The sequence below is a fragment of the Kyrpidia spormannii genome, assembly GCF_002804065.1.
Taxonomy (GTDB): domain Bacteria; phylum Bacillota; class Bacilli; order Kyrpidiales; family Kyrpidiaceae; genus Kyrpidia; species Kyrpidia spormannii.
The window spans coordinates 222,382-237,812 of sequence record NZ_CP024955.1 but is presented as its reverse complement, the minus strand read 5'-3'; the positions used below and the strand labels follow the sequence as shown (position 1 = coordinate 237,812).

The following is a 15,431-nucleotide window of genomic DNA, read 5'->3' as shown; positions in this document are numbered from 1 at the left end:
ACAATCCGGCATCCCCGATTCGCCACAAATAGTTCATTCTAACCACGCATTCCTGCCGGCCGATTTTCTCGGCCGATCACCCCTCCCGAACCGCCGAACCTCCATCTCCCAGATCCATGGCCACCGCCCGCACCGGCGATCCATCGGCCCCCTCGATCCGGAGGGGAAACACCACAATGACAGGATCGGCGAAATCCACCGCGTTCAGATTGCACAAATTTTCGATAATAATCCCTCCTGCCGCGGTGATCGCCCGGTGCACGGGATAGTCCGTTTCCCCGGTGGGATCGATGTTCATGGCATCGATACCGAAGACCCGAACACCCCGATCAAGGAGTGCCTCGATCACCCGCACCTCGACATAGGGATGGCGAACGTAGTCGGCCTCCCCGGCCTTGCGCCACCATCCCGTCGCAAAAAGGACCAGTTGTCCGGGTTTGGCCCGCTCCACCCACGGAGCCACCTCCTCGAGGCAGATGCATTCCCTCGGTCCTTTTCCCGGGACGGGAATGATCAGCCCCGTGCCGACGAACCACTCCAGGGGCAGGGAGTCAATCCGGGCGCCGCCCTCGGAAAAATGATACGGCGCATCCACATGGGTGCCGGTGTGGGTTCCCAAGTGAAGATGGGAGACATTAAAGCCATCCTTGTCAAGGGTAGCCGCGGGTTGCAGATCCGGCTGGGGATCCCCGGGATAGACCGGCATGCCCCTTCGGATGGGCATGGAGAGATCCACGATCTTCCGAGGTCGAAACATCGGCATCACCTCACCGCTTCATGATAACATTCCGGCCGTCTCTCCCGCAGCATCGTATAAAAATGGCTTCGGTGCCGATCCACATCGGCGAGATCGATCCACGCCGCCGCCAAACCCGGCTTTTCACCGAGCCCCGTCACCGATACCCCCGTGGGATCGTATACGGCACTGTCTCCACAGAAGTCCAGGCTCCGAGGTTGGCCCACCTGGTTACTGACGGCGAGAAAAAGCGTATTGTCCAGGGCCCGGGCGGCGGCAAAGCGCTGGAAAGGCCCGCCATAGGGTTTCTCCCAGGCACTTCCCGCCCAAATCATCTCGGCCCCGGCCAGGGCGAGGGTGCGGGCCAGTTCCGGAAAGGCCAGATCCCAACAGATCATCAGGCCCACCCGGCCCATGGGCGTATCGAACACCACCGACCCGTCGCCGGGCGTGAACACCTCGCCCTCCGCTCCGGCCAGGTGAATTTTGCGATAGTTCCCCAAGGAAGATCCCTCCGGGCCCACGCACTGCAAAGCATTGTACATCCGCCCGTCCTCACTTCGCTCCGCATATCCGTAGACCACATAGGCGGACGCCCGGCGAGCCATGGAGGCCACGCGACGGAACGAGGGACCGTCCCTCGGCTCAGCGAGGTCCCCCATCTCTTGCGGCGTGGCTTCATAGCCCGGGACGCACAACTCCGGAAACACATAAACCCGCGGCGAATCCGGGGAGGAAACCGCCGGCTCCTCCCCATTGGCCCGCCCCTCTCTCTTCACCCGGAACTCGGCAACCAAGTCCTCGGCCACGGCCCGCTCCATCTTTGCCAAATTCTCTTCCACCGCTCCGACGTCATAGCGATCCTGCACCACGGCGATGCGAACCTTCATCCTCACGCCTCCTCACCCAGGCCATACTCCGCCCGGGACTCCCCCTCGGCCGACGCCCCTACCTTCATAAGCACCCAGTAAACCCCCGAGGTGAGCAGAAACGTCAGTACCGTCGCCCCGGTGGGCAGGGTGTGGACGTAGGAAAAATAATACGCGAACGCCGCCCCGATGATGTAGGCGAGATAGGCCCGCACATTCACCCCATTTCGGTACCAGTAGAGTTTCTTGTGGCCCGTCACAATCTCCAGGGCGTCGTAGTTCTTGCGGCGCAAGATATAATAATCCGTCAACAGGATCGCCCCCACCGGAATGAACAACGTCCCCACCATGAGCAAAAAATTTTGGAAATGTTCGAGGAGCCAATTCTGCAACATGGCCCCGGCGGTGGCAATGATCCCCATCACCGCAGTGGGAATCCAATATCGATGACCGGGAAAAATGGCCAAATACGACATGGTTGCGCTGTATAGGGCCATGACGTTGGTCGAGACGACGGACAGGAAAATGACCACCGCCGCCACAAAGCCAAGGGCAGGATTCGCTTGTCCAATTAGTTCAGTCGGATCATAGGTCTGGGTCATGTTCCCCAGAATCGAGAATCCGGACACCGTGGCCCCCAAACCCATGGCCACCAGAGTCGCCACGTTGTAGCCGAAATACGTCCCGACGATGGCCGTTCTTTCCGCCCGACAATTGCGATTATAATCGGAGGCCGAGGACAACCAGGAGAAGGCTGTGGCGACGACGATGTCAAAGGCGACCATCACTGTGAGCTGAGGATGCTCGCTCGCCGCCATAGAAATCAGATTCCCGATGTTAAATTTCATGAACATATAGCCGAACACCACCACGGACAACACGAGCATCGCCGTGGCGATGAGGTTCTCTGTCCGCTCGATCCCGCGGTGGCCGTAGATGGTGATGACCACGACAATGATCTCCGTCAGGATCGTAAACAGGGCCACATTGCTATAACCCGTCAGGTACTCCACCGCGTGATCGAGGCTCAACCCCGCCATATAAGCCTGGATCCAACTCCATCCGATAAGAACAATCGTATTGACCGCCGACGGGAGGGCCGCACCCCGGTGGCCAAAGGCCCCCCGGGTGAGGATCATCGTCGGCAGTCCGGTGCGCATCCCGATGTTGCCCGTCAGCGCCAGGGCCACACCCCCCACCAACGAGCCGAGAAGAATAATCGCGATCGCCTGCAGGTACGGCAAATCCGGCACCAACAGCATCCCGGTGAACACCGTGGTAACGACAACATTGGCCCCTACCCAGAGCGAGAAGGTGGAAAAAAAGCCCATGGAGCGCCGGTCCCGGGGAACCGGGTGCACACTGTCCTGACCAAACGAAGACGTAAAATCAGCCATCCCGATGACCTCCTCTCTTTTGCAGGGCGAGAAGGGCAATAAATTCGTACACCACGTTCGCCGCGGCCGCGGCGGTGATCTGTCCACTGTCGTACGCGGGCAGGACCTCCACCAGGTCATACGCGACGATGTTCAGACCCGCGAGTCCCCGTACCAACTGTTGAGCCTGGGCAACCGTGACACCGGCTACCTCTGGAGTCCCCGTCCCGGGTGCGTACACGGGATCGAGAAAATCGATATCAAAGGAGAGAAACGTTGGCCCGCTCCCGACGCGCTCCCGGATCAACCGGATCATCTCGGGAATTCCCATGGCGAGCAAGTCGTCGGTGGTGTACACGGCAAACCCCAACTGCCGGGCATCGTCGAGATCCTGTGGCCCGTACAGCGGCCCGCGCATCCCGACCTGAATCACCCGCTCCGGAGCCAACAGCCCCTCCTCCGCAGCCCGGCGGAAAGGCGTCCCGTGATTGTATTTTTGGCCAAAATAGCTGTCCCAAGTGTCCGAATGGGAGTCGAAATGGATCAGACCCACGGGGCCGTACCGCTTCGCCACGGCGCGAAGCTCTCCCAGGGTGATACTGTGGTCCCCGCCCAGGACTATGGGCACAATGCTGCGATCGAGCAGTGGCGTCAAGCCTTCGACCATCCGGCGATACGTTTCTTCGATATACCCTGGCACCACCGGAAGATCTCCGTAGTCGATCCCGGAGACATAATCAAAAACGTTAATGTCCTGCTGGGGATGATAGGGTCGGAGCAACACGGAAAAATCTCGGATGTGGGCCGGCCCGAACCGGGCGCCGGAGCGATAGGACTGGCCGGTGTCGAAGGGCACCCCCACCACGGCAAAATCGATCGGTTCTCCGGCGTCGAGATGTTCCACATAAGGCAGGCGCATAAAGGTGCGAACCCCACAAAATCGGGGCGACTCAAAAGAATCCTTCGGTTGATACGGCATTTCGATCCCTCCTGTGCGAAGGGATCATGCAGGATTCGTACCATGTTAGAATACATAACGTATCGAAGAGAGGTTTGAAGGGTCAGTGGGGACAGAGTACAGGAAATTCAAGTGGTTTTTGAGGCTGTCTGGTGCTGGCTCCATCCAGCAAACGAACAGCTTGGTCGTCAAATTTATACAGATCTGTATAAGTTCCTATACAAGTTCGTATAACAGCACCCCTTCTCAACAGCCAGTCCGCCTGGCCAGTTCCCGGCCTAGCCCGTGGAACCAAAATACCGCCGCAGCTTCCGGACCACCGTCGGTTGACTGACGCCGAGAAGGGAAGCCATCTCCGTGGTGCTCCGACATCGGCGCCGGGCCTCGTCAAGCAGATGCCGTTCATAGGCCGCCATCAGGTCAGGCAAGGGCAGGGCCCCCAAACCCGGGGACGGAGGATCCGACAGGTTGTCGTCCATCCTGTGCCCGTTTCCCGCAGCATCACCGAAAGGTAGATCGGTCGGCTGGATGACCTCGCCCTCTACGAGGAGGACCAGGCGTTCGATCAGGTTTTCCAACTCCCGCACATTGCCGGGCCACGGATAGTCGACCAACTGCCGAAGCGCCCCGGGATCGATCCTCTTCCGGGCGTGGTATTTCGCATTATACCGTTCGAGGAAGTATGCGGCCAGCCCCGGGATATCCTCCCGCCGCTCCCGCAAGGGCGGAATCGTCAAGGGAACCGTATTTAAACGATAAAACAGATCTTCCCGAAAAGCCCCTGCCCGCACTAACGCCTCGAGATCGCGATTGGTCGCGGCAATCAGGCGAAAATCCGAGTGGACCGGCGCCCGACCGCCAACGCGATAAAAGGTTTTTTCCTGGATCACTTTCAAGAGTTTGACCTGAAGGGGAAGGGGCAGATCACCCACCTCATCGAGGAACAACGTTCCCCCGTGGGCCAGTTCAATGAGCCCGATTTTTCCAGATTTCAGAGCGCCGGTAAAGGTCCCTTGTTCGTAGCCGAACAATTCGGATTCCGCCAGGGATTCCGGAAGGGCCCCACTGTTGATCTCGATAAACGGGCCCTCGGCCCGGGGGCTGTGCTGGTGCAGATAGCGAGCGAACACGCCCTTGCCCACCCCGGATTCCCCTCGAAGTAAGACGGTGACATCATGCTTGGCCAATTGGGCCATCTGGCGCACCAGACGCTTCATGGCCCCGCTCTCCACCACGAGTCCATCGACTTCGGTATCCAGGCTTCGCCGATGTTCCAGCTCTCGGGTGACCCGGCCCATCTGCTGTTGAAGTTCGGCGAGATGCTCTTTTAATTCGATCAATTCGGTGACGTCGCGGGAGTACGAAACCACCCGGACTATCCGCCCTTCGGAATCAAACACCGGGGTGGCGGTGACCAACTTTTTACTGCCATCGGCCGTGGTTTGGATCACCGTCTGCCGGGTCCCGGTGGCGAGAACCCGCAGAGTGATAGATGGGCGAAAAATGCCTTGACGTTCGAGTTCCGCAACAGATTGCCCCACCAGCTCTTCCGGGCTTCGGCCGTACACACGCTGACAGGACCGACTAGCCCGCAGGACGACCCCACGGCCATCGGTGATAACGATGTCGTCGTACACGGAGTTCAAGATCATCTCCAGTTCCTCTTCCGGCCCGGGGTCCCACTCAGGTTCCTGCGGCGGCTCGGTCTGTCCGGAGAGCGCCGGCTGCACGTCTCGGTCCGCCGGGAAACTCTGACCTGAAAGACCCTGGCCGTGCTCGGAGGTATCCGTACCCCGGCCCTTCCGATCGTCTCCTGCCATTCTGGCATCCCTCCATTCGGAAAACGGCCACCGCCCAACCGCCCTGTCCGGTTCCCTGACGTATCGTGCATCCATTATACCTTGACCGGTCAGCGATTCTCTACAGAGCGCCCACCACGTCCGTTACCGTTTTTCCGTCCCGGACGGCTTCGCGCAGGTGCTGTTCCAACTCCGCCTTCATCTCGTCCACTTGGGTGCGCGGAATGTTCCGAACAATATTGATCGTAAAATAACCGGGGTCGCGCTGGATTGCGCAAACCCCGGCTAAAATCTCCCTCACGGTCAAACGCCTAAGAAAATATACCGCAGCACCACCAACACGGCGAGAATCCACATCAGCCAGTGGATCGGCTCTTTCTCCTTCGTGAACAGATTTCGCAGGGCCGCGAGCAGGACGTAAAACACGATGCCCGCGGAGATACCGTTGGCGATGCTGTAGGTGAAAGGCATCAGAGCGATGGTGAGAAAGGCCGGAATGCCCTTGACGGGATCGACAAAATCAATATTCCGCACCGCCTGGATCATGAGCACCCCGACGATGATCAGCGCCGGCGCCGTGGCCGAGTCGGGAATCACGGCTGCAATTGGCGCCAGCAAGAATGTGGCGAGCAAAAAGAGCACCCCGGTGGTGATGGCCGTGAGCCCCGTACGCCCGCCCTCGGCCACCCCCGAGGCGCTCTCGACGAAGGCCGTGATGGTGCTGGTCCCCAGCAGCGCCCCCAGGCTCACCCCGGTGGCATCCACGAGCATGGCCCGGCCCAGGGTCTTCTCCCCTTCCGGCCCTTTCAACAGCCCGGCCTTGTTGGTCGTCCCGATGAGGGTCCCAAAGGTGTCGAAGAGCTCCACGAAGGTGAACACCGCCACCACTTCAATCAAGCCCATGTGGATCGCGCCCATGATATCCAGCTGACCCACGGCCAGATGTTCAGCACTGGGGAGCATCGGGGTCTGGGTCAGTTTGGAGAGGTCCGTTTGTCCCATCGGAATTCCGATCACCGTGGTGAGCAGGATCCCGATCAGCAGCGCCCCCCGCACCCGCAGGGCCATGAGCACCGCGATGATGATCAGGCCGATAATCGTCAACAAAGCCCCGCGGTTCTGGATGAAGTTCGTCAGAAGGATATTCCACTCAAAAAACTGCAACACCGGGGTGCCCCCGCCGGCGATGGCATTTTGCGACGGGCCCCCCACGTACTGCACACCGGTGATCTGCCCGGTTTTTAACCCGATGAGTGTGATGAATAAACCAATGCCCACGGTGATGGCCATTTTCAGCGCATCGGGAACCGCCACCACCAAAAGCTGCCGGATTTTCGTCACCGTCAGGATGATAAAAATGATACCGGATATAAAAACCGCCCCAAGGGCGACTTGCCAAGACATCATGCCTCCCTTGGAGGCGGCGATCACGGCAAAATAGGCGTTGAGTCCCATCCCGGGCGCCAGGGCCACCGGGATATTGGCCACCAGCCCCATGAGGATGGTGACGAGTCCGGCCCCGACGGCGGTGGCGAAAAAGACGGCACTTTTGTCCATCCCTGTCACCGAGAGGATATTCGGATTGAGGAAAAGAATGTAGGCCATGGTCATGAAAGTGGTGAGCCCGGCCAAAATCTCCGTCCCGACGCTTGTCCCCCGTTCCCGGAGGTGGAAAAACCTGTCCATCGTGAATCTCCCCTTTCTATTCCCATTCGATGGTGGCGGGCGGCTTGGAGGTGATGTCGTAAACCACGCGATTCACCTGGGGCACTTCGGCGACGATGCGGCCGGAGAGCCTCTCCAGGACCTCATAGGGAATCCGGGCAAAATCAGCCGTCATCCCGTCCCGGGAGGTCACCGCCCGGATGGCGATGGTGTAGGCATATGTCCGCTCGTCTCCCATAACCCCGACACTGCGCACGTCGGGAAGGACGGCAAAATATTGCCAGATCTCGCGATGGAGGCCGGCTTTGCGGATCTCCTCCCGGACCACGGCGTCCGCCTCCCGGAGGATGGACAGCCGCTCCTGCGTCACCTCGCCCAGGATCCGGATGGCCAAACCCGGGCCGGGAAAGGGCTGGCGCCAAACGATGTCCTCGGGGATTCCGAGCTCTGTGCCCAGTGCCCGCACTTCATCCTTGAACAAGGTGTTGAGGGGCTCGATCAACCGGAAAGACATCCTCTCCGGCAGGCCGCCGACGTTGTGGTGTGATTTAATTGTCGCCGCCGTTTTGGTGCCGCTTTCGATAATATCTGTGTACAGCGTTCCCTGAGCCAGGAAGTCAAATTTCCCGAGCCGGTCCGCCTCTTCCTCGAATACCCGGATGAACTCTTCCCCGATGATTTTGCGCTTTTGCTCCGGATCCCGAACGCCCCCCAGCCGGGCGAGAAACCGCCTTCCCGCGTCCACCCGGACAATTTTCATACCGAATCCACGGGCGAAGGCTTCCATCACGCGATCCGCTTCGCCTTTGCGCAGAAGGCCGTGATCCACAAAGACGCAGGTCAGTCGATCCCCCACCGCCCGGTGGACGAGAACGGCGGCCACGGCGCTGTCCACCCCGCCTGACAGGGCGCACAACACTTGGCCGTCCCCAACCTGCCGCCGGATCTCCTCCACCGCCTCCCGGGCGTAGGAGGACATAGTCCAACCGCCGGTGCAGCCGCAGATGTCGTAGACAAAGCGCCTCAGCATGTCCTGGCCGAACTCGGTGTGCTGGACCTCGGGGTGAAATTGCACGGCGTAAAGGGATTTTTCCTGGTGGTGCATGGCCGCCACCGGGCACCGGTCCGTCCGCCCTTCCACCACAAATCCCTCGGGCGGAGCGGTGACGACATCCCCATGGCTCATCCACACGGTCTGCCGATCGGGCAGCCCGTCCAGCAAGTCCGGCTGAGAGCCTGGGGTATTCGCCGCATGACCCGAAACGCCGGCGGAGACGGACGCTGGGTTCGGCACCCGCTCGAGGAGGGCCTTTCCGTACTCCCCGGCCGCAGCCCGGTCCACCGGGGCTGAAAAATGCGCCGCCATGAGCTGCATGCCGTAACAAATCCCCAACACCGGGATGCCCCACTCGTAGATCTGCGGATCCACCGCGGGTGCCCCCGGGGCGTACACGCTGTTTGGGCCGCCGGAAAAGATGATGCCCCGGGGACCACGCCTACGCAATTCGTCGAGGTTCACGTCCGGGGGCAACAGTTCGGAGTATACCTGCAACTCACGAATCCGACGGGCGATGAGCTGATTGTACTGGCCGCCGAAGTCCAGCACGGCGATCCATTCGTGCGGTTCCATGATCTCCCTCCCAACAACAAACCATCCGCCACCTCAGTCCCAAGCAACGGTATCATAACCGTCCTTTCCCATGGGTATACGAGGCAGAGGGATGGTTTTTCCAATCCGCACTCCCCCGTAGTCGGGCGATTTCCGGTCGCCCGGTAGAGACTGCCGGGCCTATTCCCAGCATTATACGGGTCGGTGGCTGCACGCAGCGGCCACAGGGATATTCTCTTACCGATCATGCCCTTGAAGGCCAGTCATGTCCCCACATCATGGTACAGGACCGCCACCATTCCGTCAATTGGAGGAAGACCGGTTACATCGGCGGGCTCGGGGTGCGCCGGAACCTGCGCCACCGCCCGCGGAGTTGGGATTCCCCCACAACCCTGGCGATTTCCCGCCAAGCCAAGCTGACGGCCCCGAGACGTTGCCCGTCGGGCGCGCCTCCGTCGGGCCCGGGCTGCACAGCCCCCGGAGCCCTGTTGGGGGCCACCCTCTCCGTCACGGGTTTCGTCCTGCCCTTCGACTCCTCCGCCGGTCCTTCCGGACCCTGTCCGTACAGCGCCGACTCCAGGGCAGCCAACAGCCGCCCGACAGAACCTGCCGCCTGCGGCACTTCCCAAGCCAACGTCTGCACAATATCCCTCACCGTCGTATCCCGGGTGAGGGGGTGGCCCCGCCGGACGTACCAATCCTGCAACCGCTCCACCGCATCCCCGGCATCCTGCGGTGGGGGTGTGGCAAACAGCTGCCGAGTCTCCGGAGGCACTCGCCGGAAAGTCCAACCCGGCCGCCTCAGAACGAAAATGACTGCGGTGCCGGCAGCCAAGATCACCAACACCCCGACTCCCGTCCCCAAAAGGATCCGGCCCGGCGCCCCGCCGAGACCGACGTGGTGAAGCAGTCCGCTGTCCGTTCCCGCTCCGCTGGGGTTGCCGGAGCCGGGCCCATTGACACTCCCGGAGACGGAAGGCGGCGCCGGCGTCCCCCGAGAGGGATTTTGGGGTGAGGCACTGCCCCCCGTCGCTCCTGATCCTTGCACCGAGTCCTGACCATTGGAGCCCCCTGGCTCCAGCGCCCCGGAATTCCCCGGCGCCCCTGATACGACTGAAGGTGTCGGGTCAAAGGGCATCCACCCATATCCGGGAATCCACACCTCGACCCAGGAGTGGGCATCCGCATTGCGAACCGCGTACAGTTTGTTGCCGGAATCCAGGGTCTGGACCGGACGTCCCGGGGCGAATCCCTTGACCCAGCGAGTGGGGAGCCCGACGCTCCGGGCCATGACCGCCATGGCCGTCGAAAAATGGTCGCAATAGCCAACCTTGGACTCGAACAGAAACTGGTCCACAAAATCCTGCCCGGGTCGGGGCACGGGAATCTGCTGCGTTTCATACTGATAATGGCTTTTCAGGTACTGGATGAGGGCCTGGGCTTTCCCGTAAACGCTGGGCTGGCCGGCGGTGATTCTCCTGGCCAGATCCACCACCCGGGCGGGGACGTCAGGAGGAAGTTGCAAATCCGCGCGAACGGTTGGCGGCAGGCCGGCGGGATCGGCGGGCAAGGCTTGTTTCGCTCCCTCCGGCACACTGACGGGAACTGATGATTCCACCGTATACCGGTCTCCGGGCACCAAATTCCCAAAAGACATCCAGGCACCGGCGGGATCCGTTCGAAACGCCCCCTCGTGGTTCAAGGCCACAGAAACCACCCGGGTGAGCGGATAGGCCGCCACCACCACCGGAAGGGGGCCATTTTGCACCGTGATCGACTGGCGAATGGTACGGGTGGATACCCCGTACAGGGTTCCATCCGCCGGCCAAGGGAGCCGGCCCCCTTGCAATAGAGCCTGAAAGACCCGGTTGTCCGCCGACGAAGGGGACGCAGCCCAGCCATGTCCAGTGTACACGTCCCGGGTTTCCCCGCGATAATACGTCGCCTCGGGCGCGATAACGGTGAAGGCCACGGTGGAATCCTGGACAAAGGAGCCGCCCAGTTCAAGGTCGTTCTCGCCGTACCCGATCTTTTTCAAAGGAGCGGATGATCGGCCAGTTAGCAACAGCAGGGGATCCGGCCATGCCGGAGGCTCTTTGGGGACCAAAAGCCCGACTCCCCCCGCCGTGACGGAAAGAGCTAACCCAGCAGCCAGAGCCCGTTTCGGGCAGGACTTCCCTTGTCCCCACCAGAGTCCCCGGGCAGTGGCCGCCAGGAGGATGCCGAGAATCACGGTGCCGACCAGGGGCACCGCCTGGCTGACAAAAAACGAGTCGGTCAGTGCCAGCACCATCTCCCCGGCCAAAAGCCAGGTCCATATCAGGCCTCTCTCCACCGAGCGGGCGAAAACCCATGTAGTCAATCCGCATAACAGGACGGCCGCCCCTCTTCCCAGGGGCCCCTGAGCATTGACCATGAGGTCAGTCCATCGGCCGTCCAGCGCCGCCCCCACCACCCGGACCAGTTGATCTACGGTGGTGCCCCACCAGGAAACCGGCTGCTCCGATCCGGACCCCGACGCGGGGGCACCGGCTGCCACAGTCGAGGCCTGCCCCCCATCCCCAGGGGCCCCAACGCTCCCGGCCACCGGCCATCCCGTCCGGCCCACCGCGGCTCCATCCAGTGCCATCCCCGGGGCACCGACTCCTCCGGACAGCACCCCGGGGCCAGGCGCTCCCCACGATCCGGCCCACCACAAAAATCCGGCTAAAAGAACCAGCAGGGGAAGGCGCCACCTGAGCCTGACCGTCACGACCAAGATGTAGACTCCCACCACGTAAAAGCCCCAAAGCCAAGGCCAGGGGTCACCCCCCGCCTTGGCGACAGCGGCCGCCACCCAAGCCATCCATAAAAAAGCGAGAATGTGAACCGCCCACGGTTTGCGCGCCGCTCCCTTCGGGAGGCGGGCCGCCGTGCCCTCCCTGCGCATCGTTCCGGCCTCCCTGCGCACAGTTCCCGCCTGGCCGTCTCCCATCGCGCCCTTTCCGATCATCCAGGTGCCCCTTTCCTCTCACCCCGAAAACCGGCAGGACGGTCTGATATCGGTTCCCGCCCTTCGGTTCCCCGGGCCGCATAGAGCACGGCTTCTCCGCCCCAGCCGCGCCAGCGCCGGATCACCTCTTCCCACTCTTCGGCGCCCGCCTTTCCCGTGATGACAATCGCTTCTTCCCCAACGCGCAACCCCACTTCCCGGACGACCCGGTCGACAAGCGCCCCGCCCTTTTCCCCGGCGGGCTCACCCCACCGGGCTGCAGCCAAAGCCCGGCGAACGGCCGGCCACAGCGGGCCCTTCCCCCGGGGTCCCCGAACCCACCAACCGTCAGTGGTCCAAAATCCCCCTTCTCCTGACCTGTCCCGCTCCAGCACCACCGCCGTCGCCGCCCGCACCGCCTGTTCGAAGGCTTCGGGATCCCCCGCGTACGCCTGCCGTCGCAGGTCGAGGCACACCACCCACCGCCCGGGATCTCCCACTTCCGCCTCCCGGGACTGGAGCAGGCCCCGGGCCGCCGTGGCCCGCCAGTGAATCCAGTTCAGTCGATCCCCGGGGCGGTAGGGTCTTGCCGTCATCCCCGGCCGTTCCTCCCGAAACCCTTTGTGAGCCGGGGCCCTGAGAATTTGCAGCCCGGCTCGATCCTCCAGGGGCTGGGGATAGACAACCACCGTCGGTCCGTTGCCTACCTTCATCCGCACATGGTACAAGCCAAAAAAATCACTGATTTCTACTTCCGCAGGGGCGAGGCGGTACTCACCCCTCGCCAGGGGACCCATGGGCGCTTGGCGTCTCCCCGCCCAATCGCCGGGTGGAAGAACGGTGGACCATTCTGCCGCCCCCACCTTGACCCGGGCCCAGGTCAGCCAAGAGGCCCACCGCCATCGGCGCCAGCGGAGTTCCACCACGAGTTCGTCCCCGGCCCATAGGGATTCTTTGTCCGCAACCACCGCCACTTCCCATCCCCGGGTACTCGTCCACACCGCCATCCACTCATAGACAAACAAAACGGCCACCACGGCAAATAAATACCAGCCGGAAAACCCTCCCTGGATCTTTGCGAAGGCATACCCCATGGCAAGAACGACCATGGTCCAACCGACGACCCGGAGGTAGGCCAAAGCCGCCCTCAAAGCCGTCCAACCCTTCCCCGGCCCCGGGGGACCTCTACCTGACCCAAAACCTCCGCGACCACTCCGTCCGACTCTTTGTCCTGATACCTGGCTTCGGGACGCAAAGCGATCCGGTGAGCCAGCACCGCCTTCGCCACCGCCTGAACGTCATCGGGAACCACGTAGTCCCGGCCCTCCGTCACCGCGTGAGCCTGGGCCGCCCGCATGAGCCCTAGACTCGCCCGGGGGCTCGCCCCGAGTTCGACGTCGGGGTGACGTCGAGTGGCCCGCACCACATCGACGATATACCCCTCCATGATATCATCCACGTAGACCCGGGACGCGGTCACCTGCCACTGGCGCAGTTCATCGACACTGAGCACGGCCGACAGTTGGCGTTCCGACTCTTGCCGGCGGAACTGGGCCAGGATGTTCATCTCCTGGCTGCGTTCGGGATACCCGAGGTGTAGCCGCATCAGAAACCGGTCCAACTGAGCTTCCGGCAGCGGATACGTCCCCTCGTACTCGATGGGATTCTGGGTCGCCATCACGAGGAACGGCTTAGGAAGGGCATAGGTGACTCCGTCCACCGTAACCGACTGCTCTTCCATGGCCTCCAAAAGGGCCGATTGCGTCCGGGGAGAAGCCCGGTTGATCTCGTCTGCCAGTACGATTTCGGAAAAAATCGGCCCGGGGTGAAATTCGAACTCCCGGGTTTTCTGATTAAAAATGGCGGCCCCGGTAACGTCCGCCGGCAAAAGATCCGGGGTAAACTGAATTCGGCGAAATCCGCAGCCAATAGTTCTGGCCAATGCCCGGGCTAGAAGTGTCTTCCCTACCCCGGGGACATCCTCCAACAAGATGTGACCCTCTGCCAATAGGGCGACCAGCGCCAAGCGCACCACCGATTCCTTGCCGAGGATCACTTCCCCGACCTGTCGGAGAACCCGGGCCAACGGCTCCGGTGTCCCCCCGCCCTCCACCGGCGGCACCGGCCGCTCCTGGATCATGAAAATCCCCCCAGTATAAAACAAGCCGGGGTATCCCCGGCCCGGGCGCCACCCGGTCGCTTCCCGAGTATTCCCTTCTTTAAATATACCCGTGCGGGTTCACCGTGACCATCCGTCCGCCGCTAAACCCGGTAATAACACTGAAGTGCAGGTGGGGCCCCGTGGACTCTCCATCCGATCCCACCAGTCCAATGACCTGGCCGCGCTTGACCTGCTGGCCCGGCGCCACCAACACACCGCTTGCATACATGTGCCCGTAAACGCTCATGAGCCCGTTGGCGTGGCGAATCACAATCCAATGCCCGAATCCGCTGGCCGGCCCGGCGTATACCACCACGCCGTCGTCCACGGCGACAATGGGCGAACCCAGCGGCGCCCCGATGTCCACCCCATTATGGGGGACACTCCGCCCTCCGGTATCCCCGTAGTCCGACGTGATCGTGTGAGAACTGGGCACCGGCCACAACCACGGATGGCTGGTTCCTTCCACCACCACGTTGCTCTGCTGCATCGCCGCCAACTGGGCCTGGATCGCCGCACTCAAGGAATCCATCGCCGCCTGTTCCTGGGCGTACTGCTGCTCCTGCTGTTGTTTCGCCTGTTGGACCTGACTCAACTGCTCCTGTTGCATCTGCTTTTGAGCTTCCAATTGGCGTTTTGTGTCGGACATCCGGGCCAAAGCCGCTTGTTGCTGCTGGCGCTCGGCTTCCAACTGAGCTTTGAGGGCTTGGACCTGATCCCGCTTCTTCTTCGTATCCTCAAGAAGCTTCTTATCCTGCTCGGCAATCGTCTTCAGTGCGTACAATCGATCTACAAAATCGCTGAAGCTCGTCGACGAGAGGAGCACCTCCAGATAGCTGACGGTGCCATCTTCATACATGGCCCGAAGCCGTTGGTTGAGCAAATCCTGCCGGATCTGGAGTTGTTCCTCCGCGGCGGTGAGCTTCTGCTCGGTATCCGCAATCTGTGCGTTCAAGCTTTGCAGCTGTCCTTGGAGATCGGAAATCTGCTGCTGGGTCTGTTGGACCTGATTCTGCAATTGCTGGATCTGCTCCTCGATGGTGACCGCCCGGCTCCGCAATTGCTGAATCTGGGCAGCGGTGTTCTTGTGCTTGGCCTGAATCTCCTGCAACTGGCGTTGGGAATCGGCCACATTCGCCTGAGCCACAGGCAAAGCCATTCCTGTCAACAGGACCCCGGCCAAGACCGCCGAGACTCCTCGTCGCTGCACGCTTCTCCCTCCCCTCGTACATAAGACCGCCTTTTTTAATTCGACATCGTCCGGCAAAATCCCTGCCGCCCCCGTCG

At 61.8% G+C, this 15,431-nt stretch carries 12 protein-coding genes and 1 riboswitch; all 12 genes read right to left on the bottom strand.

Features of this window, described 5'->3' with window-relative positions:
• Nucleotides 1–76: 76 nt before the first annotated feature.
• On the bottom strand, nt 77–757 hold the full coding sequence (locus CVV65_RS01320) for a cyclase family protein (protein WP_100666626.1): 681 nt from the start codon (nt 755–757) through the stop codon (nt 77–79).
• 5 nt (nt 758–762) lie between these two features.
• On the bottom strand, nt 763–1,626 hold the full coding sequence (locus CVV65_RS01315; RefSeq protein WP_100666625.1) for a carbon-nitrogen hydrolase family protein: 864 nt from the start codon (nt 1,624–1,626) through the stop codon (nt 763–765).
• 2 nt (nt 1,627–1,628) lie between these two features.
• A complete protein-coding gene (locus CVV65_RS01310) occupies nt 1,629–3,002 on the bottom strand; it encodes a purine-cytosine permease family protein (RefSeq protein ID WP_100666624.1) in 1,374 nt (457 codons plus the stop codon).
• Nucleotides 2,995–3,960 (bottom strand): agmatinase, encoded by a 966-nt coding sequence (gene speB / locus CVV65_RS01305; RefSeq protein WP_100666623.1) that lies wholly within the window; start codon nt 3,958–3,960, stop codon nt 2,995–2,997. Before speB ends, CVV65_RS01310 begins: the two co-directional genes overlap by 8 nt.
• A 257-nt stretch (nt 3,961–4,217) precedes the next feature.
• Entirely contained in the window at nt 4,218–5,759 is a 1,542-nt protein-coding gene (locus tag CVV65_RS01300; RefSeq protein WP_232796667.1) for a sigma-54 interaction domain-containing protein, read from the bottom strand.
• Between the two features lie 100 nt (nt 5,760–5,859).
• Nucleotides 5,860–6,039 carry a hypothetical protein gene (locus CVV65_RS01295; protein ID WP_100666622.1) on the bottom strand — a complete coding sequence of 60 codons (180 nt, stop codon included), beginning with the start codon at nt 6,037–6,039 and terminating at the stop codon, nt 5,860–5,862.
• A gap of 2 nt (nt 6,040–6,041) precedes the next feature.
• Nucleotides 6,042–7,424 carry an NCS2 family permease gene (locus tag CVV65_RS01290; protein WP_100666621.1) on the bottom strand — a complete coding sequence of 461 codons (1,383 nt, stop codon included), beginning with the start codon at nt 7,422–7,424 and terminating at the stop codon, nt 6,042–6,044.
• 16 nt (nt 7,425–7,440) lie between these two features.
• A complete protein-coding gene (gene guaA / locus CVV65_RS01285; protein WP_100666620.1) occupies nt 7,441–9,033 on the bottom strand; it encodes a glutamine-hydrolyzing GMP synthase in 1,593 nt (530 codons plus the stop codon).
• 98 nt (nt 9,034–9,131) lie between these two features.
• Nucleotides 9,132–9,232, bottom strand: a riboswitch (purine riboswitch).
• Nucleotides 9,233–9,334: 102 nt separating this feature from the next.
• The gene (locus CVV65_RS01280; protein ID WP_100666619.1) at nt 9,335–12,004 is read right to left on the bottom strand and encodes a transglutaminase domain-containing protein; all 2,670 of its coding nucleotides are present in this window, start codon (nt 12,002–12,004) and stop codon (nt 9,335–9,337) included.
• Nucleotides 12,001–13,134 carry a DUF58 domain-containing protein gene (locus CVV65_RS01275; protein WP_100666618.1) on the bottom strand — a complete coding sequence of 378 codons (1,134 nt, stop codon included), beginning with the start codon at nt 13,132–13,134 and terminating at the stop codon, nt 12,001–12,003. The genes CVV65_RS01280 and CVV65_RS01275 overlap by 4 nt, the downstream gene beginning before the upstream one ends.
• Nucleotides 13,131–14,123 carry an AAA family ATPase gene (locus CVV65_RS01270; protein WP_198592078.1) on the bottom strand — a complete coding sequence of 331 codons (993 nt, stop codon included), beginning with the start codon at nt 14,121–14,123 and terminating at the stop codon, nt 13,131–13,133. Before CVV65_RS01270 ends, CVV65_RS01275 begins: the two co-directional genes overlap by 4 nt.
• A gap of 79 nt (nt 14,124–14,202) precedes the next feature.
• Complete coding sequence (locus CVV65_RS01265; protein ID WP_157935330.1) at nt 14,203–15,354, bottom strand: murein hydrolase activator EnvC family protein; 1,152 nt, start codon at nt 15,352–15,354, stop codon at nt 14,203–14,205.
• Between the last annotated feature and the right edge of the window lie 77 nt (nt 15,355–15,431).